Here is a 20,771-nt window from a genome sequence, read left to right as displayed (position 1 = left end):
TTGGCCTTGGCTCCGGCGGCCTCGCCGACGAAGTACTCCTGGTCGCCCTGCTTCTGCAGGTAGGTGATCGAGATCTTCCCGTCGACCTTCGCGACCGGGGCGTCTGCGGCCTTGGTCGACTCCTGGCCGGTCGAACACGCGGTGGTCAGACCGAGAGCGAGCAGCAGACCCGCCGCGGCGACGGTACGGCTGGTGGAACGGAACATGGGGAGCTCCTTCGAGACCGCACGCGCCGATGGAAGCGGAGCGGGTGCGGTGGTGCGCAGGTAGGTGGGGGCCCAAGGCGGCGGACCGCGAGGTGGAGAGACCTTGACTGGTTCGGTTCGACTCGCACACGGTAGAGGATGAATCAAACGTAATTAACCAGAAACGAACAGGTTCAAACGTGGTGGGGATATGACACCTCTGTTTCGGAATCCACGTCAAGGGCGTTTCGGCGTCGAGACCACCTTGTGACGTGCGGCGCGTCGCTCGCGTGGAATCCCCCGCCCCCTCGCTCCCGCCCGTCGGTCCCGGGCGGTGTGCGGGCGGTGTGCGGGCGTGGGAAGCGGTGCCGGATGCGTAACGGTTCGATAAACCCGCAGGACGACCGGGGCTCGTACTCCTCGTACTCAAGCGACCTGCGCGCGGACCGGCGCGTGCCCGGCGCGTGTCCGGACCGGAGACCGAGGAGAACAGTGAGAGAGCCCGCATCGTCCTGGAGCGCCTTCGTGCCCCGCGGCGAACAGCCCCGGCCAGGCGACTCGGCGGACGCCTCCCGAACGGAGAGCGGGCGGGCGGACCCCGGGCGGCTCGGGCCCCGGGCGGTGGACCGGGAACCGACGATCGTCGTCCACCGTGCGCCCGCCACCGCCCGCGCCGCACCACAGCCCCCGCCGGCCGCCCGCGACGCCGCGGCGCGGCGCGGGCGGTCCCGTCGGGGGCTGTGGTGGACGGTGGCGGTCTCGGCCACGGCCCTGGTGGGCGGCACCGCTGCCGCCGTTCAGTACGAGGGCCCGGAGGACGAGGGCGTCCGTCCGGAGGTCACCTTCACGGTGGGTGCGTCGGCCCGGCCGGTCACGCCGACGACCGGGGCTCCCACCGGCGCGGCCGGCAGTCCCGCCGGCATTCTCCCGTCCGTATGGCCGTCGACGTCGAAGGGCGGGCGCGCCGCCACGCCGACGACCGGGCCCGTCACGGCGAGGCCGAGCCCCGTCCGGGTGTCCCCGCCGGTCTCCGGTGCGCCCGCCGTCGGCGTGAGCGGCCCGCCGCCGACGGAGCGCGTCGCGCCCGGGGACTCCGTCTCGCGGAGGGCGTCCGAGCGTGCCGAGGCGGCCGGGCCGTCGCCGGCCCCGGGCACCGGCGAGGCCGGGCGGCCGTCTCCCGAGCCACCCGCGGGCCGACCGGGCGATGCCGCGGCGGACGGCGCGAGCGGACCTCCCGCGGAGTCGGGGCCGTCGCCGACCCCGGCCGCCGCCGAGACCGGCAGGCCCAGCTCGGCGGCCCCGAGCACCGGCGAGACGGGCCGGCCCACCTCGCCCGCGGCCGACGGCCCGGGCGGCTGACACCGCCGCCGCACAGTGCCGCTGCCGCCTCCGCCCCGGCACGGTCGGCTCCCGGTCGGCGGTCGGCGGTCGGCGGTCGGCGGTCGGCGGTCGGCGGTCGGCGCGCGAGCGACCGGCAGGTCGGGACGACCCGGAAGGGGGTGTGGATGTGGAGGCAGGGCCGGGCTCAGGAGGTGAGGTCGAGGACGAGCTTTCCGCGGGTGCGACCGGTCTCCCCGCGGGCCTGCGCCTTCGCGGCGTCCTCCAGGGCGAAGACCTCCTCGACCTCGACCGCGATCGCCCCGGCGTCGATGAGCTGCGCGAGCAGGGCCAGGGCCGCGCCGTCCGGCTCGACCAGGAAGGCGCTGACCCGCACGCCCAGGGCGGAGGCTGCGGACTGCAGTTCGGCGGAGACCCCGGAAGGGACGGCAACGAGCAGACCGCCGGGGCGCAACGTCTCCAGGGAGCGGGTGCTGGTGCGGTCGTGGTCGTCGCCGATCAGGTCGAGGACGACGTCCACGTCGCCGACCACGTCCTCGAACCGGACGGAGGTGTAGTCGACGAGCCGGTCCGCCCCGAGCCCGGTGAGCCAGTCGTGCCGGCCGCTGCGGGCGGTGCCGGTCACGTGGGCGCCCAGGTGCCTGGCGATCTGGACGGCGAAGTGTCCGACCCCGCCGCCGGCGGCGTGGACCAGGACGTGCTGGCCGGACCGGACCCCCGCGGTGTCGACCAGGGCCTGCCAGGCCGTGAGGGCGGCCAGCGGGACGGCTGCGGCCTGGACGTGGTCGAGGCTCTCGGGCTTGCGGGCGAACTGGCGCGCCGGTGCCGTGACGAACTCGGCGTATCCGCCGGCCGCTCGGGGGAACCACGGCATCCCGTAGACCTCGTCACCGGGCTTGAGGGTGCTCACCCCGAAGCCCACCTCCTCGACCACGCCGGAGACGTCCCAGCCGAGGACGAACGGGGGCTCGCCGAGCACGCCGGCCATCCCCCCGCCGGAGCGGGTCTTCCAGTCCACCGGGTTGATCCCGGCCGCGTGCACCCGGACGAGGACCTCCGTCGGCAGGGGGACGGGCCGAGGGACCTGCTCGACCTTCAGGACCTCAGGGCCGCCGAAGCGGTCCAGGAGCACTGCGCGCATCGTGTTCAGGGACATGGTGGACTCCCGGTCAGACGTGGGCGGGAGGCGTCCGACGGCCTCGTCGCCTGATGCTCCCGACGGTATCCAGAGGCATATGGTTACCCGCAAGGACTACTACTTCCTTCTGGGAAGTCCGCAGGTGAGGAGCGGTACGGATGATCGAGTGCGCGACGGGCCGGCACGACCGGCACGACGTCTACGCGGCCCAGTGCCCGTGCCGGGCGATGCTCGACCTGCTGGCCAACAAGTGGTCCGCCCTGGCCATCGGTGCGCTCGAAGACGGGCCCCGGCGATTCGGCGAACTCCAGCGGCGCCTGCAGGGCGTCAGCCCCAAGGTGCTCACCCAGACCCTGCGCCGCCTGGAGGAGGCGGCGCTGCTGACCCGGACCGTCTACCCGGCGGTGCCCCTGCACGTGGAGTACGCCCTCACGGAGCTCGGTCACAGCGCGGCCGTCCCGCTCGGCCTCCTGCGGGCGTGGGTCGAGGAGAGGATCGACGGCACCGAAAACCGCCCGCCGGTGTCGGCGTAGCCGCCTCCGTAACGAATTCGCATACCTGCGGGACCGACGGGCCCGCCCCGCCTCCTTAACCGGCAGGCACCAGACGGTGCCGGAACTCCTCCTCGCCGGAAGGTGACCACGTGTCCACCCCCCGCAGTCTGATCCTCGCGGGTGCCACCGCACTCGTCCTGTCGACCGTCCCGGTCGGTGCGGCAGGCGCCGCCACCGGTGCCGCGTCGGCCGGTCCGTCGGCCCCGGCTCCGCACCTCGACGTCCCGCTGGAGCGGGGTCTGGAGCCGTCGGTGGCAGGGGTCCCTCGGGATTTCGAAGTGGGCGGGGCGGCCAGGGAGTTCCGTTACACCGTCACCAACCCGACGGCCCACGACTTCGTGGCCTTCGCGCTGCTGAAGTTCAAGAACGAGGCAGGCGACCTCCGGGCGGCCGACCTCAAGGTCGAGTACCGGATTCCCGGAGGCAACGTCTGGCTCCCCGGCTCGCTCGCCCCGGGTGGCGAAGGAACCGACGGCAGCGTCCTGGTGGTGCTCGGGGCCAAGGAGGGCGACGGCGTCTCCGACGACGCGCTCCTGGCGGTGCGGAAGGGGCGGACCCTCGTCCTGACGGTGCGCACCTCGTTCTCGGCCGGGGCGCCGACCGGCAAGGCCGGTGTCGCGCCGGTCACCTTCGCTGCGCGGCTGGACGACCGGACCGGGCTGCCGGTGGACGAGGGCCGCTTCGGCTGCGCGTGCGCGGTGGGCTGCGCCGGTTTCAGGATCAAGAAGCCGGCCCCTCCTGCCCCAACCCCCACCGCGACCCCGACGCGTACCGCCTCGCCGACGCCCACGGCCACCGCGACGCGCACGGCTTCGCCGACGCCCACGGCCACCCCGACACGCACGGCTTCGCCGACGCCCACGGCCACCCCGACGCCCACCGCTTCGCCGGTCCCCACGGCCACTCCGACGGTGGCGCCGACCGCGACCCCGACCCCGACACCCACGGTTGTGCCGACGCCCACGGCCACGGCCACCCCGACGGCGACCCCGACCCCGACGCCCACGGTCACTCCGACGCCTACGGCCACCCCGACGCCCACGGTCACCCCGACCCCGTCGGCGACCGTCACCCCCGCCCCCACCCCCACCCCCACGACCGCCGTCACCCCCACGCCCACCGCCACGCCGACACAGGCCACCACCCCCACCGCTTCCCCCACGCCCTCGGCCACCCCGACGCGTGCCGCCGAGCCGGCACCCACCAGCCCGGCACCTTCGGTCGTCGCCAACCGCCCCACGACCTCGGCGGTGCCGTCGACGGCTGCCACCACCGAGGACGACGGGCCGGTGCCCCTGTCCTTCCCGATGGACACCCCGACCAGCGCACCACTGAAGATCCAGCCGGTGGCGGTCGCCAGGGCGACCAGTGCGGCCGACGCCCTGGAACGGAGCCTGGCCCGGACCGGTGGCGGTGACCAGGGGGTGGTGATCGCCGGAGCCGGGGTCGCTCTGCTGGGCGCCGGAACCGGTGCCCTCGTTCTCCTGCGGCGCCGCCGGGCGGCGCGGCACGGGTGACGTGCGCGGCGGGGGGTGGGGCTCCGAGTGAGGCCCGCCCCCCGCCTTGTCCGTGCTGCCCGGGGCCCGGTACGGGCGGTCGGCGGCAACCGTGAAGTCCCCGCACGAGGCCGGTCGTTCGGCCGATGACACGCACGGACGTGGCCGGCGTCAGCCCGCTGTGGCTCCCGGACGGTCGGAGGCGGGCCCCGGCGTCGAGGGTGTCGCGGGGTGGCTCGCAGAGGGAGACGGTCGGACGATCACGGGGGGTTCGGTCGACGCTCCGGGCGCGGGGACGGTCGGCCGGACGACCACGGGGGGTTCGGTCGACGCTCCGGGCGCGGGGACGGTCGGCCGGACGACCACGGGAGGTTCGGTCGACGCTCCGGGACGAGGGGCGGTCGGTCGGACGGTCTGCGGATCCGCGGACGGCCTGCGCGTCCCGGTGGGGTTCGGCACGGGGGAGGTCCGCACCGCCGCCGGGGCTTCGGCCGGCCCTTTCGGCGTCGGCCCGGCGGCGGAGCCGGTCCCGGCGGTGGACGTGCCGGAGAGCGCCGGGAGCTGCGCGGTGGAGGAGGGACGGGGGACGGCGGGAACCGGCGGTCGGGACGAGGCCGGTAATCCGTTCTCGGACGGCGGAGAGCCGGACGGGGTGGCCGAGGGGGTCTCGCCCGCCCCCTCGGCGCGGCCCACCGCGAGCGGGGGCGACTGCGTCGAGGCGGGCGGGACATCTGCGGCGGTCGCCTTCGGCCGGGGCGTACCGTCGGCGGGGTTCCCGTGCAGCAGGGCCGCGGTGCCCCCGATGAGCGCACTCGCCGAGAGCGCCAGCGTCCACCACACGGCGCCGCGCGCATGCCACCGCGGGCCGGTGGGGCCGACGGGACCGCCCGCACCCGGGGACAGGGAACGCACGGCGAGCGGAGCCACGGCCCCGCGGCGGATCACGACGGCGGTCTCCTGCTCCGGCCGGACGACCGGGATCTCCACCGTCGGGGCTTCGGAGGAACAGGAACCGCAGAACGGGGCGAGCTGCTCGGCCGAGGGCACCCGGCCGTCCGGCCAGGTGCCGGGGGAGGCCTGGAGAGCGGCGACGTAGCGGCACGTCCGGCCGGCGATGGCGGCGGCTCCGGCGCGCCAGGCGTGGTCGGGGTCGACCTGATCGGTGGCGGTCGCGGTGGCGGCCGTGTCCGGGGCGGGGATCTGTCGTCGCCCGGCGGCCCGGACCATGGCCCGCAGAATCTGCCGCCGGCAGGTCTCGGGCACGGAGGCGAGGGCCGGTCCGGCCGGTCTCTGTGAGGCGTCGTGCACCGCCGACGGCTCGACGGCTCCCGTACCGGCGAGGCGTAATCCGGAAGGCGCGGCGCCGACTCGCACTCCGGGAACCGGCCGGTCCTCTCCGTGGAGGCTCTGAAACGGACCGGGCGTCCGCGCGACCTCGGTGGAGGGGGTGCGGCCGTCCTCACCCGGAGGGGAACCGGCGTCCGGCCCGTCCGGTGGCGGCACGTCGCCGCGGCGCCTGAAGGAGCTCCAGGACGTTGACGGCTCTCTCATCGTTCTTCCTTGTGTGGGCTCGGTGGGCAGCGGTCCGTGGGCGAAGGCCGGCAGTGGGGGGAGGACCGCGATGGGAGAGGGAGGGCGGTGCCTGCGGCAGGGTGACGGCCGGAGCCCTTCCGGGCGTCACCCTGCCGCCGGGGCCGAGCGGTAAGGCCGTACGGCCGGCCACCACGTCGCCGACCGCCCGGCCGGGTCTTCCCGTCATGCGGGTTCCTCGTGGGTCATCGCGGTTGCGGGTTCCGGGGCGGACGCCCGGCGGTGGGCTGTGCCGGAGCGGCGTGGCCCCCGGTGGCGTCGGCGGAGCCCGGGGTTCGAGGGCCTCCGCCGCCGATCACGCTCATCCGGTGGCGGACCGCGCGTACGACGGGGGTGGACTCCGGGTCCGGGACGACGGTCAGCAGCATTGCCAGGAGGGCGGCGCCGACGGCGGCGGCCTCGGCATCGGGGACCTCCCGCCAGGAGGCGGCCGCCTGACGTGCACCGAAGCGGGCCGGTCGGCTCGTCGGACCTTCGCGCCGCGCCCACTCGCCGGCGATCAGCGTCCAGAGCTCTGCCGCGAACCGGGCGTCTCCGGACAGCCAGGCCAGGTCGGCGCGGACCTGGGCCACGGTGAGGGTGAAGTGGTGGCGGGGGCCGAACGACGCGGCCACGGTGACGAGCAGGCTGTCCACCCGCTGGACGGCCAGGACGAAGTCGTGGTTCCGTGCCGCGCTGACGACCTCCACCAGGGCACGGCGGTGCTCGGCGGGCAGGCAGGTGTCCGCCGCTGCTCCCACGATGCTCCCGCCGGTGGTGCACGGGGGCGGTGGAGCCGGGTGGGGGAAGCGCAGGCCGCACCGTCCGCCGGGGCCGATGTGCAGTCGAAGCCGTTGCTCGTCCCGGTCGTCCTGCTGGTCCTGCTCGTCCCGGTCGGTGACGACGAGCCTGAGCCCGGATGCCACCGGGCCCGGCTCGGAGGGACGGCCACCCGTGGGGCCACCCGGCGGGCCGTCCGGGGCCACGCATCGGCCGAGGACGACGGCGCCCGGCTCGCCCGGTGTCCTGTGGACGGTCACGACGCCCCGTTCCCGTAGGCCGGGACGAGGACGGGCGCTCCGGTGCGCGGGGCGAGGCTCCGGGGCCCGGACGGCATCGGGGCCTCGGGGGCCCCGGCGTCGTACGCCGGCCGGGGCGAGTGGCGGAAGGGCGACATGGGGGTGGCTCTCCTTCGGTGCGCGGTTGCTCCGGTCCCGCTCCGCCGGGGGTTCCTGTGGGGCCGACCGGGAGGGCGGGATCATGAAGGAGGAGCGCCGACTCCCCACGGCGGGCCCGCGCCGTTACCGAACAGTTGTGATCGATCGCCGCTGGGAAGTGCACAGCGGGTGGGCGCAGCGGCCGGGGGGATCGCTCGACCGTCCGATCGTGATTGCGGTTAGGTCGCAATGATGCGACGAGATGGCCTGCATGTTGCGATTGTGTTGACACTTGCCCGTAGGCGAGTCAGGCTACCCCCCAATATGTTGATTTCCGTGTAACGGTGTCGCTTGCTGTTCGGTTCGGATTGAGGTTTTCTCCGACTGGACCTGGGCGCGGGACCGGGCGGATGGCATCAAGGAACCCTGCATGAGAAGAGTGGGATCCGTTTTCGCGGGCCTTCTTGGCCTGCTCCTGTCGGTCGTGGTCTGGGCACCGGCCGCGCAGGCCGCGCCCGTCACCACCTCTCCCGGGACCCAGTTCCCGGACACCGGAGGTGCGGGGGTGCAGGCCCACGGCGGCGGCGTGATCAAAGTGGGCGAGTACTACTACTGGTTCGGTGAGGACCGCGGCGAGGACAACAAGTTCCGTTACGTGTCGGCCTACCGCTCCAAGGACCTGAAGGCGTGGGAGCCCCGGGGGCACGTGCTCACCCAGGAGTCCTCCCCGGAGCTGGCCACGGCGCTGATCGAGCGGCCGAAGGTCCTCTACAACGAGAAGACCGGCCAGTTCGTGATGTGGATGCACAAGGAGAACGACGACTCCTACGCCGAGGCCCGGGCGGCGGTGGCGGTCTCGTCCACGGTGGACGGCCAGTACGAGTGGAAGGGGTCGTTCCGACCGAAGGACGCGTCGGGCGCCGAGCACATGTCGCGTGACATCACCGTGTTCGAGGACCGGGCCGCGGGCAAGGCGTACATGATCTCCTCCGCGAACAACAACGCCGACCTGCACATCTACGAGCTCACCGACGACTACACCCGGGTGAAGGACCTGGTGGCGAACCCCTGGCCGGGAGCCCACCGGGAGTCCCCCGCCCTGTTCCGGCGCGGCGGCGTGTACTTCATGCTCACCTCCGGGACCAGCTACTGGGACCCCAACCAGCAGAAGTACGCCACCGCTCCGAGCCCCACCGGGCCGTGGACGCCGATGAGGGACGTCGGCAACAGCAACGGCCACCACTCGCAGACCACGTTCGTGCTGCCGGTGGAGGGCAGCGAGACCACGTCCTACCTCTACATGGGCGACCGCTGGGCGGGCGTGTGGTCCGACCCGAAGCGGGTCAACGACTCCACCTACGTGTGGCTTCCGCTGGAGTTCCCGGACGCCACGACGATGACCCTCCCGTGGTACACCGACGTCTCGATCGACACGGCGACGGGCCGGATCCGCGGTGTGGGCGGCGACCCGCTCAACACCATGGCCAACAAGGGCAGCGGGCAGTGTGCGACCGTTCCGGGCAGTGTCTCCGACAACGGCGTGGTCGTCGTCCAGGGGGCCTGCGACAGCGGACTGAACAGCCAGTGGCGCTTCACCGACAACAGCAACGGCTACGTCCGGGTGCTCGCCCAGCACAGCGGCAAGTGCCTCGACGTCTCGGACAAGTCGGTCGCGAACGGGGCCGAGGTCAAGCAGTACGACTGCGGCTCCGGTGACAACCAGCGCTGGCGTTTCGAGAGCCTCGCCGACGGCCACGTCCGCATCGTCGCGAAGCACAGCAACAAGTGCCTCGACAGCAAGGACGGATCCACGCAGGCCGGCGCCCACCTGGTCCAGACGGACTGCGGCACCGGTGCCGGCCAGTCCTGGAAGGTCGCCAAGGTCGGCGCACCGACGGACCCGACCGGCCCGACGGACCCGACCGACCCGACGAACCCGCCCGGCGGTGGCACCCCCGGCAAGGTGGACCAGCAGATCAGCACCTCGGTCAGTGCCGGCGTGCTCACCATGACGGCCACGACCGACGCCGTCCGGCTCCCCCCGGTCGCCTTCGGAGCGGGCGGCGCGTCGACCGGCACCCTGAACCCGGCGATCATCAAGGACTTCCGCGGCGGCGCGGCGGGCTGGTCGCTCACCGGCAAGGTCACCGACTTCACCGGGCCGCGCGGCCGGATCGAGGCCGCACGACTGAGCTGGACCCCGACCTGTGCCACCAAGGCCGAGAGCCCGAGCACCTGCCAGGCCGGCAGCCCCGGAGTCATCGGCACGGACGGTGCGACGCTGGCGTCCGCCCCCGACGGCGCCCTGACCGGTGGAGAGTTCACCGCCGGTGCCACCGTCTCCCTGGACGTTCCGAAGTTCACCCCCGTCGGTGACTACGCCGGAACGCTGACCCTCACCCTCCTCTGATCGCGCTCCGCGTGCCGGAAGCCCCGGCGTCCGGCACGCGGTGCTCACGAAAGCTGACGAGCCATGCGCAGAGCACCCGTCGTCACCCTCCTCCTCGCCGTCCTGACGGCGCTGTCCCCTCTCCAGGCGCGGGCCGCGGACAACGGCGAGTGGTCGGTCGAGCCGGCCGACTCCGAGATCACACCGCGCACGGCCTTCCAGCTCTCGGCGCGTCCCGGTACGACGTTCGCCGATCGCGCCGTCCTCACCAACACCACGGCCGGCCCGCTGACCCTGCGCCTCCACGTCGCCGACGCCTACAACACGCCGCGCGACGGCGGCCTGGCGGTGCGCGGCCGCGAGGAGACCCAGCGCGACGTCGGCACCTGGGGACAACCCGAGAAGGACATCGTGACGGTCCCGGCCCACTCCGCGGTGACGGTCGGCTTCACCCTGGCCGTTCCCGGTAACGCCTCGCCCGGTGACCACGTCGGTGCCCTCGTGGCCGTCGACGACCGGGTGCAGCCGGGTGCCGGCTCCTACATCGGTGTCCGGCGCGGCGTCGGAGCACGGATCTACCTGCGCGTCGAAGGACCGCAGATGCCGGCACTGGCGGTCGAGGACCTGCGTCTCACCGCGGAGAACCCGCGCATCCCGTGGACCGGCGACAGCAGCACCACCGTGTCCTACACGCTGCACAACACCGGGAACGTGAAGCTCGCCCCCCGGGCCTCCCTCCACGTCGGGGGAGTGTTCGCCGGGGTGCCCACGACGAGGCAGCTGACGAACGTGCCGGCCGAACTGTTCCCCGGCGAGAAGGTGCAGGTGACGGAGTCCTGGCCGGGGGCGCCCACGGGCTGGGGCGACGTCACGGTCACGGCGACCGCGAACGGGGTCGGTGCCTCCGGATCCGACGACTTCCTCGAAGTGCCGTGGATCCTCGCCGGACTCCTGACCTCCCTCACCGCGGGGTTCACCGTCCTGCTGGTCAGGCGCCGCAGGCGTGCGGCCGCCCGTGGACGGGCGTCGGGCGCACCCGCACCCGTGTGAGCCCTCCGTCGGTCGCCCGGCTCCGCCGCCGGGCCGCGAACAGCCGTGCCGAGACGGCGAGCCGAGACGGACATCCGTCACGGAGGGTTGTGAAGGCGAAGGACAGCGCGACCTCCGGGCCTGTTTCGGGGCTCCCGTCCGCTGCTCCTTGCCAGCGCAGTGACAAAGCAGGATAAATGGTGACTATGAACCCTCGTGTGGGCGGTAGCCACGGGAGCCGCCCGGCCGGCGCCCGTACCGGCGGCGGAGCCGGTGAGCCCGGGACCGCCGCCCACGGGGGGCGCGCGGAGGGCGGCGGTGAGGCACGGGGCGATCCCGCTCCGGAGCCTCCGCTGCCGGGCAGGGCGGCCGACCGCAGCTTCGCCCGGGAGGTCTTCCTCCTCCAGCTCGTGATGGTGGTGCTCCTGGTCGCCGCCGCCGTGGCGGCCCTCGTGGTCCAGTCACAGCGCGCCACCCTGACCGACGCCCGGCACCGCACCCTCGCCGCCGCCCAGTCCTTCGCCCACGCGCCGGGGCTCCTGGAAGCCCTGCAGGGCGACACCCCCACCGCGACGCTCCAGCCACTGGCCGAGGAGGCCCGGACGGCCGCCGGGATCGACGCGCTCATCGTGTACCGGCTCGACGGCACCACCCTCACGCACAGCGACACCGCGCAGCTCGGCAAGCACGTCATCGGCCCCTACGCGGAGGCCGCCGAGGGCAGGGCCTTCACCAGCACCTTCGACGGTGCGTTGGGCCGCTCGGTGGTCTCGGCCGTCCCCGTCAAGGACGCGGCCGGCAACGTGGTGGCCATCGTCTCCGCCCCCGTCACGGTCGAGTCCGTACAGAACTCGGTGGACCGTCAGCTGCCCGTCCTCCTGATCGGGGCGACGGCCGCCGCCGCCCTCGCGGCCGGCTGCGCCGCCCTGGTGAGCCGCCGGCTGCGACGCCAGACGCGGGGGCTGGGCCCGGCCGCGATGACCCGGATGTACGAACACCACGACGCCGTCCTGCACTCGGTGCGCGAGGGCGTCCTGATCACCGACGACACCGGACGCCTGCTCCTGGCCAACGACGAGGCCCGCCGCCTCCTCGACCTCCCCGCCGACGCCGAGGGGCACCGCGTCGACACCCTCGGGCTCGACGCCGACACCGCCGAGCTCCTTGCCTCGGACCGGACCGCCGACGACGAGGTCCACCGGTCGGCGGACCGCCTGCTGTCCCTCAACAAGCGGCCCACCACACCCACCGGAGTGCACGGCACCAGCGTGGTCACCCTGCGTGACACCACGGAGCTGCGCGTGCTGGCGGGGCGGGCGGAGCTGGCCAGGGAGCGGTTGAGACTCCTCTACGACGCCGGGATGCGGATCGGTTCGACGCTGGACGTGGTGCGGACCGCCGAGGAGCTGGCGGAGGCTGCCGTCCCGGGCTTCGCCGACATCGCCACCGTCGAGCTGCAGGACCCGGTGCTGCACGGCGACGCCCCGGACGGCGCCACCACCGAGCTGCGCCGCAGCGCCGTCGCCGGACTCGCGGAGGACCACCCGCTCTACCCCGTCGGGCGGCTGATCGACTTCGCGCCGGGCACACCCATGGCGGCGAGCGTGCGCGACGGCCGGTCCGTCATCGAGCCCGACCTGGTGGCCACCACGGGCTGGCGGACCCAGGACCTCGAACGCGCCCGGCAGATCCTCGACTACGGGATCCACTCGCTGATGGTCGTCCCGCTCCAGGCCCGCGGCGTGACGCTGGGGCTGGTGAACTTCTGGCGCACGCAGAACTCCCCGCCGTTCGACGACGAGGACCTCGCCTTCGCGCGGGAGGTCGGCGGGCGGGCCGCCGTCTGCATCGACAACGCCCGGCGCTACAGCCGCGAGCACACGATGGCGGCGACCCTCCAGCGCAGCCTGATGCCCCGGGAGCTGCCGGCCCAGGAGGCCCTGGACGTGGCCCACCGGTACCTGCCCGCCCAGGCGGGCGTGGGGGGCGACTGGTTCGACGTGATCCCCCTGCCGGGCGCCAGGGTCGCCCTGGCGGTCGGCGACGTGGTCGGCCACGGGCTGCACGCCGCCGTCACCATGGGCCGGCTCCGCATCGCCGTCCACAACTTCTCGGCCCTGGACCTCCCGCCGGACGAACTGCTCGGCCACCTGGACGACCTGGTGGCCCGCATCGACGGCGAGGAGGGCGACGGCCCGGACAGCTCCCAGGTGATGACGGGAGCCACCTGCTTCTACGCCGTCTACGACGCGGTCGGCGGACGGGTCAGCGCCGCCACCGCCGGCCACCTCCCGATGGCGGTGGCCCACCCCGACGGCACCGTCGAGTTCGTGCGCCCGCCCGTCTCCCCTCCGCTGGGCCTCGGCGCCGGCATGCCCGTCGAGGCCGTCGAACTGGCCGTGCCCGAGGGCTCCCGACTGGTCCTCTACACCGACGGCCTGCTCGCGGCCCGGGACCGTGACGTGGACGCCGCCATGAGCGCGCTGGACGACGTGCTCGGCGGGCCGGTCCGCCCTCCGGAGGAGACCTGCGACAGCGTGATCGAGTCGATGCTGCTCGCCCGGCCCGTCGACGACGTCGCCCTCGTGGTGGCCCGGACCCGGCTCCTGGCCCGGGACCGCGTCGCCGAATGGGACGTACCGAGCGATCCCGAGGCGGTGGGCCCGGTGCGCAGGGCCTGTGCCCGCCGGCTGGCCGACTGGGGCCTGGAGCACATCGGCTTCGGCACCGAGCTCATCCTCAGCGAACTGATCACCAACGCCGTGCGGTACGGCGCGGAGCCCATCCACGTCCGGCTGCTCCTCACCGAGACCCTGGTCTGCGAGGTCTCCGACGGGAGCAGCACCGCCCCGCACATCCGCCGTGCGGCGGACACCGACGAGGGCGGACGCGGTCTGTTCCTCGTCGCCCGCTACGCCGAGCGCTGGGGGACCCGCTACTCGCCGAGGGGCAAGACCATCTGGACCTCCCAGTCGCTGACCGGCGGTGGGCCTGCCGAGGAGCTCTCGGAGGACGACCTGCTCGGCCAGTGGGACGACCTGGCGATCTGACCGTGACGGAGCGTGACGACCCCGGGGTCCTCCGCCCGTGCCGGACGGGGCGGAGGAGCCCGGGGCGTCCGAGTAGGCTCGAAAGCGCGCACATCGCGTCACCGCTGAACCCCCGAGGAGGCGTCGTGGCCCGAGTACCCCGCCGCGTTCGCGTGCTCGCCGTCTGCGGCTGCCTGGCGGCGCTCGGCCTCGCCGGCTGCGGCGGGGACGGCGACCGGGCACCGGTGGAGCCGGGCCTGTCCGTCTCGGCCCGGGACGCGGGCGGGATGGACGCACTGGTCGGGGCGGCCCGGGCGGAGGGCAGGCTCAACGCCACCACGCTGCTGCGGCACTGGGCGAACTACGGCGGCCTGATCGACGGCTTCACCGCGAAGTACGGGATCGAGGTCGTCGTCGACAACCCCTTCGGCTCCAGCCAGGAGGAGATCGAGGACATCAAGCGCTACCGGGGCCAGGACCGTGCGCCCGACGTGCTCGACCTCGGCGACACCTTCGCCCAGTCCGCGGCGAGGGAGGGTCTGCTGGCCACGTACAAGCCCGAGGCGTTCGGCCGGATCCCGGCCGAGCAGAAGGACGCCGCCGGCCGCTGGTACAACAGCTACGGTGGCTACGTGGCGATCGGTTGCGACGCGAACCGGGTCCGGACCTGCCCGGCGTCGTTCGCCGATCTGCTCAAGCCCGAGTACAAGGGCATGGTCGCGTTGAACGGCAACCCCACCACAGCCGGGTCGGCCTTCGCCGGGGTGTTCGCGGCGGCCCTCGCGAACGGGGGCTCGTTCGACGACATCGCCCCGGGTGTCGACTTCTTCGCCAGGCTCGATGCCGCGGGCAACTACAACCGGGCCAACCCCAACCCGGCCGCGATCGCCCGCGGCGAGACGCCCATCAGCATCGAGTGGGACTTCCTCAACCTCTCGCACACCGAGGAGCTCGCCGGGACCGGCGTCGACTGGCGGGTGGCCATCCCGTTCGACGGCAGCTTCTCGCAGTACTACGCCCAGGCCATCAACAAGGACGCCCCGCATCCGGCCGCCGCCCGCCTCTGGGCGGAGTACCTGGCGAGCCCGGAGGGCCAGAACCTGCGGCTCGTCGACTACGCGCGTCCCGTGCTGATGGAGAACATGGCGAAGAACGGCACCCTCGACAAGTCCCTCGCCTCGAAGCTGCCGACGGTCGAGGGCACGCCCGCCTTCCCCTCGGAGTCCCAGCTGAACACGGCGCTGCAGTACGTCCGGCAGAACTGGGCCAAGGACGTCCCCGCCGGGTGACGTCCTTGGCCGGGACTCCGTGGTGTCGGGCGGTCGTGCTCCGACATCGCCGGCCGGGTGCCTTCGGCCGACCGTCCCGGAACCCCGGAACGACCCCGGAACGACCCCGGAACGGTCGTCGACGACCGCCCGGCGCACCCGGAGCTGACGTCGCGTCAACCGTTCTGCGGCGCCTGCCCGGACCGGCACCGCGGCCCTGCCGCCGACTGTTCGAGGGCCCCTCTCGTCCGGTCGCCGTACATCGTGTGCGCGCGTTCGTCGCCCCGGATGCCGGCCGCCTGCTGGAAGGTGGCGAGGACCCGCTCGGTGGCGGGGTCGAACCGGCCGCGCTCGAACGCCGAATCGCCGGGTGCGCATCCGGCCTTCACCAGCAGCTTCTGCAGCCGGACCACCTCGGGCCCGCTGTCGCCCCGCCGGAGCGCGCGCACCGGTGAGGACTCCGTCGCCGAGGGCGAGGGGGACGGCGGTGCGGCGGGCGGGGCGGAGGGCGTCGCCGAGGGCGCGACGGACGGCGCGGCGGAGGAGGGTTGGGCGGACGGCGTGCTCGGCGGACCGGGCGTGTCGAGACCGCTCGGCAGGGCCGGTGCGGTGGTCGCGGACGGCGACGGGCCGGCGGACGGGCCGGCGGACGCGCCGGTGTTCGCGGTGGGTGACGCGGACCCGGTCCTGGTCTTTCGCGGGCTCGGCGTCCGTGTGGCCGGCGGTGATTCGGGCGCGGGTGGAAGCGGTTCGACCTTCGTCTCCGTCGGCCCCGGCGCGAGGTCGTCGGCGGCGGTCGGAGTCCGGTCGGCCGTCGGCGGCCCGGTGACGTGACCTGCCCGGGTGTCGGCCATCGCCAGCCCGAGCGCCAGCGCGACCGTTCCCACACCGGCGGCGCCGACGGCGATCCGGCGGCGGAGGGCCGTGTGCCGGGACGGCCTGCCGGCACGACGGTGGGCACGGCCGATGTCGATCTCGCTCGGCTCCGGAGAATGCGTCGGCCTCTGGAGGTCGGGCGGGGAGTCGGGCGGGAGGTCCGGTGCGGGGTCGGGCGAGGTGGAAACGGCGACAGGCACGGGCTCCGGCCACGCGTCGGCAGCGGGCCGGAAGGCCGCCAGCAGGCCGTTTCGCAGATGGTCGCTCTCCCAACGGTGGATTGCCCGCAGATCGGCCAGCGCCCCGCGGCAGCGGCTGCACTGCGCGAGGTGGGCGGCGGTCCCCATCGACGGTGCGGTGTCGGTGCCGGCCACTTCCGCGATCAGGGCGGCCAGATGCCGGCACCGGCGCTCGGGCGCGCCGACGGCGTGGACGCGGATGTACGCGTCGGCGAGGATCCTGCGGGCCTGCTCGGAGGGGTCCGGTGATGCCGCCGGTGTCCGCTCGGGTCCGGCGGCCGGGGCGAGCGCCCGCCACAGCTCCGCGGCCGGGAGGTCCGTGAGCTGTGCCAGCGCGCCCTGCAACGGACTCTCCTCCTCGGCGGCGGCAACGGCTTCGCGGTGGCTCCGGTGCGGTGTCCTGCGGACGGACAGCCACGCCCGGAAGTCCGGTGACAGGTCGTCACTCCGCCCGGTGTCGGCCCAGTCGGCGGCGAGCAGCCGTGCCTCGCCGAGCAGGAGGCAGATCCAGGACGAGCTCCGGTCCTGCTCCCGGTGTGCGTCGTCGACCGCCCGGTCGAGGACGTCGGTCGCCAGGGTGTGCGCGGCCTGCGGAGTCGCGCAGAGATCTGCGGCGTAGGCCAGCACCACGTCGCCGTACCGGAGCGCCCGTTCCCGGGCCACCGCCCGCCGGGCGGAGGAGGAGGGCGGGATCCCGCCGGCTTCCGCGTCGGTGAGCGCCCTGGTGGGAGATGACACGAAGGTCCTTGGTGACATCGGCCTCGCGCCGGCGTTCACAGCCGGAAGGCGGCGCTCGGCCGGCACACCGGGTCCGAGTCGCAGTCGGCGGATCGCAGCCGCAGGGTCTCGTACACCTGCCCGGTGCCCTGCGAGGAGAGGACCAGCCCGGAGGTGCGATGGCGAAGGGCGCTCTCCCCGCCCGTGAGGTCGACGACCTGCCACGACTGGCGGGCGTTGTCGCCGCAGGGCTGTTGCGAGACGACGGCCCCGGCGGTCCCGGCCGATTCCAGGCAGGCGCTGTTCGCGGCGCTGACGAGCCGGGCGCCGCCGGACCGGTCGGCGCGCACGATCCACAGCTGATCGTCCGACGCCGTGCACGGCGCCAAGTAGGGAAGGCCGGCCGTCGATTCGCGGTCCTCGACCTCGCCGCAGTTTCCCGTCCCGGCGAGGCGCAGCCGGACGCGGCGGTCCCCGGGAAGCGTGGCGGCGGGCGTGGAGACCGAGTACACACCGGCCGACAGTCCTCCTCCCCGCCCGGTCGCGGCCACGCTTCCCGGAGGTGTGGCCGAGGACGGGGACCCGGTCCGCGTGGTGGGGCCCGGTGACGCCGCCGTGGCGGGGGACGCGGGAGCGCCCGATGCGCCCGTCGCCCGGTCGGGGGCCGTCGAGGCGGTCGGCGACGAGGTCACCGGGAGGACCGGGGCGGCCGCGAGGGCGGGGACAGCCGCGTCCGCGGGGACGACGGGGCGGTTCGGATCACCGGCCGCCGGAGTGGAGAGCTGGACCGGCGGCCGCGCATCGACGGGCTGCTCCGCATGCGGCGATGAGAGGTACGGCGTCAACGCGATCGCCGCGACGACGGTGGCGCCGGCCGTCAGGGCGCCCGCCACCGCCTTGGCGGGGCCCGTGCGCGGAACTGCGGGCGGCGTGTGCGGCGGCTGCGGGGCGGGCGGGTGACCGGACCAGGCCTGTGGTGCGAGCGCGGACACGGACGCCTCGCCGCCGGACCACGGTCCGATGAACGCCACCGCGGCGAGACGCAATCGCCGGTTGACGTCGTGGAGTTCCTCGTCGCAGCGCCGGCAGGACGGGCACTCGTCGAGGTGCCGCGTCAGGGCTTTGGACCTCCGTTGCGAGGTTCCGCGGACACGTGCGGTGAGCTGGCTCGCGTAGACCTGGCACTCCGCCGACTGCGCAGTGGACAGGTGCGCCGTGAGATAGGCGGTGCGCAGGCCCTCCCGGGCCCGTGCGGCGAGTGAGGAGAGCCCGCTCGCCGAGAGACCGAGCAGCGACGCCACTTCCTCCGCCGGGCGTCGCTCGACCACCGAGTGCCAGAGCACCGACCGCCACCGGTCCGGGAGGGATCGGTACGCCGCGACGATCAGCTCGTGTTCGGTGGACGCTGCGACGATCTGGTCGGGGGAGGGGGCGTGGTCGGTCTCGTCCGCCCAGTCCTGGACGTCGTCGGTGGGGAAGGTGCGCCGGTCGCTCGTCGCCCACGCCGCCGCGGTGTTGCGGACGACGGTGAGCAGGTAGGGGCGCCAGTTGTCCGTCGGCCCGTTGCCCGCCCGCACGGCGGCCAGCGTGCGGACGAAGGCCTCGCTCGCCAGGTCCTCGGAGCGGTGGTCCATGCCGCCGAGCGAGCGCGCGTAGCCGAGCGCGACACGGTGGTGGCGCTCGAAGAGAGTCCCCACGACGCTGTCGTCCCCGGCCCGCAGACGGGCGATCAGCACGGCGTCGGAATCGGTGTCGGAACCGGTGTCGGAACCGGACGGGGACGGGCCGGGCTCGTCGGCCGTCCCGCGGCGGGGGGTGGACTCGGGAGCGTCGTCGGCCGGGTGCGGCGGCTGGGGCATGGTGATCCTTGAGGAGGGTTCGGGCATTCGGCGGATCGTGCGGCGGCCGGATCAGGGGCCGGCCCTGATGGTCGGAGCACCGATGCGCCGTGGAGGGACCGGAGCCCGATGGGCGCGCGGCCGTGCCCGTTCCGGCCGTGGGCGGCGACGGCGGCGCGGCCGGGCCGCGGCCGTCCGCACGGTGCCGGGCGCCGCGCCGCGGTGCGTCACGCTGCCTCGGGCGTCGACGACACGGTGGGACGGCACAGCACACTCCTCGGAACCAGGGGACTCGGACAGGTGGAGTCGGGATCGCCACCGGCGTCCCGCTGCGTTGCGGGATCGTTACCCGGCGGCCGGGACGGCCTTCGGGGCATGCGGCGACGGACGGCCGAGCAGGCCAATCGAACGCGAAAGATCAGGAACGAACATGATCGGACGGCCGAGAGCTATGACACCGCCGGTTCGATGCCGTCGTCAAGTCCGGCAGCCGAGGCTCGGCTTGCCGGACGGGTGAGCGATGCCGTGCGGAGTTCCGGCCCGTGAAACCGGCCCGTGAAACCGGCACGCGGAGTCCGCCGGAGGTCCTCACGACCCGCCGGAATCGGGGACGGCGATCCGGCCTCCTCGCCGGTTCGCGCGTCGACGGCGGGCCGCAGGGAGCGGCCGGCCGAGTGCGGGCGGCCGAGATCGGCGCGCCTTTTTCCGCCCGGGTCGACAGGGCTCTCGGACGGGGAAGTGCCCGGCGCTCCCGGAATTCGTCGACCCCGGTTTCGGGCCCCGGAATCCGGTACGGAAACGGGCCGGATTCGCCCGCTCCGGGGAACTCGGCGAGCAGGGCGGCCGAGTCCGCTCTCGCCTGCGGCGAGCCATCGCTTCGGGGGACTACTCACGACTACGGAGAGGGGTACCTACGGTTCGGCGAACCGGCGTGAACTTGGGTGGCCGGAGTACTGGACCGGCTCGCTCGTGCGGGCTTTGCTGGAAGTAGAGATTTCGCCCGAGATGACCGGGTGCCGCCCGAGGGAGAGAGTCATGGCCACGAGAATTCGGCCCGTTGTGAGCCGGCCCACCGCCATCTATCTCCGGTGCTACCCGTGCGACGCGGTGCTGATGCTCGACTACTGGCAGCTCCTCCAGCGCTATTCCGTCGATTCCGGGCTGGGCGAGGCGACGCTGTTCATGGACAACGGCCGACGGTCGACCGAACCCCTGGCGGCGCTGGCCGCGCTGACCCGCGCCGTCGAGACGGGCGTCTGCGACACCGTGCTCGTCCCCGGCCCCTTCGTGTTCTCCCTGGACGACGCGATGGCCGCGGCGACCATCCGGAGGCTGGAGGAGGCGGGAGGGCGGGTCGTCGAGATGTCGAGGCCCCCGTACTCCCACGGAGCGCCGGTCGGGGACGTGGTCGCGGTCCGCTGACGGTACGTCCGGCCCGGCCGTGAGGATCCCGGCCGGGCCCGCGCTTTGCTGTCCCGTTGCACCGCCCACATCCCCACGGCTGCCGGGCCACGCGCTCCTTCCGGGTGGACATCAGCACGAACGAGGAGACCGCGACCGGTCCCCTACGACAACCTGACCGTTGGCCGGGCCGCCGGGCCGGTCAGACAGCGCCCCGGTCCCCGCCCCCGCCTCCGGTCTGCGTACGGGCGGAGGACTGCGAGCGACCGCGGCTCCCCCTCGGTGTCCGCCGCCCACCGGGCGGCGGACACCGAGGCGTACCGGGGCCGCCCGGGGCCGGTACGCGGAAGGGGCGGACCGGCGGGCGTATCGCCACCCGGACACGGCCCGCCCCCTCGGGCCGGTCAGATGTCGGGGCCCTCCAGCATCTCGGTCACCAGGGCCGCGATCGGTGAACGCTCCGACCGGGTCAGCGTGATGTGGGCGAAGAGCGGATGGCCCTTCAGCTTCTCCACCACGGCGACGACGCCGTCGTGGCGGCCGACCCG

Annotated in this window: 13 protein-coding genes and 4 pseudogenes; 8 read left to right on the top strand and 9 right to left on the bottom strand. The window is 74.2% G+C overall.

Translation table 11 applies throughout. The features are described 5' to 3' along the window. From ABZY91_RS36590 to ABZY91_RS36580, 3 genes and pseudogenes are all read right to left on the bottom strand, one after another. Positions 1-206, bottom strand: a pseudogene (locus ABZY91_RS36590) (sugar ABC transporter substrate-binding protein); the annotation flags it as partial. A 776-nt stretch (positions 207-982) separates the two neighbouring features. Then, a complete protein-coding gene (locus ABZY91_RS36585) occupies positions 983-1,492 on the bottom strand; it encodes a hypothetical protein (RefSeq protein ID WP_355407855.1) in 510 nt (169 codons plus the stop codon). Positions 1,493-1,710: 218 nt separating this feature from the next. Further along, on the bottom strand, positions 1,711-2,679 hold the full coding sequence (locus ABZY91_RS36580; protein WP_355407853.1) for an NADP-dependent oxidoreductase: 969 nt from the start codon (positions 2,677-2,679) through the stop codon (positions 1,711-1,713). Positions 2,680-2,819: 140 nt separating this feature from the next. Here ABZY91_RS36580 and ABZY91_RS36575 point away from each other — a divergent pair, with 140 nt between their 5' ends. Both ABZY91_RS36575 and ABZY91_RS36570 read left to right on the top strand, forming a co-directional pair. Next, a complete protein-coding gene (locus tag ABZY91_RS36575; RefSeq protein WP_355407851.1) occupies positions 2,820-3,194 on the top strand; it encodes a helix-turn-helix domain-containing protein in 375 nt (124 codons plus the stop codon). A gap of 110 nt (positions 3,195-3,304) precedes the next feature. Further along, positions 3,305-4,732: a hypothetical protein gene (locus tag ABZY91_RS36570; RefSeq protein ID WP_355407849.1), complete on the top strand. Its 1,428-nt coding sequence runs from the start codon at positions 3,305-3,307 to the stop codon at positions 4,730-4,732. Positions 4,733-4,882: 150 nt separating this feature from the next. Here the strand turns inward: ABZY91_RS36570 and ABZY91_RS36565 are convergent, their stop codons facing one another. The 3 genes from ABZY91_RS36565 to ABZY91_RS36555 form a co-directional block, all read right to left on the bottom strand. Continuing rightward, entirely contained in the window at positions 4,883-5,938 is a 1,056-nt protein-coding gene (locus tag ABZY91_RS36565; protein WP_355407847.1) for a hypothetical protein, read from the bottom strand. Positions 5,939-6,486: 548 nt separating this feature from the next. After that, positions 6,487-7,206, bottom strand: coding sequence for a hypothetical protein (locus ABZY91_RS36560; RefSeq protein ID WP_355407845.1), 720 nt, complete (start codon positions 7,204-7,206; stop codon positions 6,487-6,489). Positions 7,207-7,316: 110 nt separating this feature from the next. Then, a complete protein-coding gene (locus tag ABZY91_RS36555) occupies positions 7,317-7,457 on the bottom strand; it encodes a hypothetical protein (protein ID WP_355407843.1) in 141 nt (46 codons plus the stop codon). A gap of 410 nt (positions 7,458-7,867) precedes the next feature. Between ABZY91_RS36555 and ABZY91_RS36550 the strand changes: the two are divergent. From ABZY91_RS36550 to ABZY91_RS36530, 5 genes and pseudogenes are all read left to right on the top strand, one after another. After that, positions 7,868-9,313 (top strand): annotated as a pseudogene (locus ABZY91_RS36550) (RICIN domain-containing protein); the annotation flags it as partial. A gap of 27 nt (positions 9,314-9,340) precedes the next feature. Then, positions 9,341-9,847, top strand: a pseudogene (locus ABZY91_RS36545) (WxL domain-containing protein); the annotation flags it as partial. 63 nt (positions 9,848-9,910) lie between these two features. Next, positions 9,911-10,876, top strand: a complete 966-nt coding sequence (locus tag ABZY91_RS36540) for a DUF916 domain-containing protein (protein ID WP_355407841.1) — start codon at positions 9,911-9,913, stop codon at positions 10,874-10,876. Positions 10,877-11,268: 392 nt separating this feature from the next. Beyond that, positions 11,269-13,905, top strand: coding sequence for a SpoIIE family protein phosphatase (locus ABZY91_RS36535; protein WP_355407859.1), 2,637 nt, complete (start codon positions 11,269-11,271; stop codon positions 13,903-13,905). Positions 13,906-14,171: 266 nt separating this feature from the next. Next, entirely contained in the window at positions 14,172-15,173 is a 1,002-nt protein-coding gene (locus ABZY91_RS36530) for an extracellular solute-binding protein (RefSeq protein ID WP_355407857.1), read from the top strand. Between the two features lie 155 nt (positions 15,174-15,328). Here the strand turns inward: ABZY91_RS36530 and ABZY91_RS36525 are convergent, their stop codons facing one another. Together ABZY91_RS36525 and ABZY91_RS36520 are read right to left on the bottom strand one after the other, a co-directional pair. Continuing rightward, entirely contained in the window at positions 15,329-17,005 is a 1,677-nt protein-coding gene (locus ABZY91_RS36525; protein WP_355407839.1) for a peptidoglycan-binding protein, read from the bottom strand. Positions 17,006-17,040: 35 nt separating this feature from the next. Beyond that, a complete protein-coding gene (locus ABZY91_RS36520; RefSeq protein WP_355407837.1) occupies positions 17,041-18,843 on the bottom strand; it encodes a sigma-70 family RNA polymerase sigma factor in 1,803 nt (600 codons plus the stop codon). A 1,014-nt stretch (positions 18,844-19,857) separates the two neighbouring features. Between ABZY91_RS36520 and ABZY91_RS36515 the strand changes: the two genes are divergently transcribed. Further along, a complete protein-coding gene (locus tag ABZY91_RS36515; RefSeq protein WP_355407835.1) occupies positions 19,858-20,244 on the top strand; it encodes a hypothetical protein in 387 nt (128 codons plus the stop codon). A 383-nt stretch (positions 20,245-20,627) separates the two neighbouring features. Here the strand turns inward: ABZY91_RS36515 and ABZY91_RS36510 are convergent. Further along, positions 20,628-20,771: pseudogene (locus ABZY91_RS36510) on the bottom strand (PhoH family protein); the annotation flags it as partial.

It is taken from the genome of Kitasatospora sp. NPDC002965, from assembly GCF_040611255.1.
Taxonomy (GTDB): domain Bacteria; phylum Actinomycetota; class Actinomycetes; order Streptomycetales; family Streptomycetaceae; genus Kitasatospora.
The sequence above is the reverse complement of the archived record's forward strand: the minus strand, read 5'-3'. Positions and strand labels throughout refer to the sequence as shown.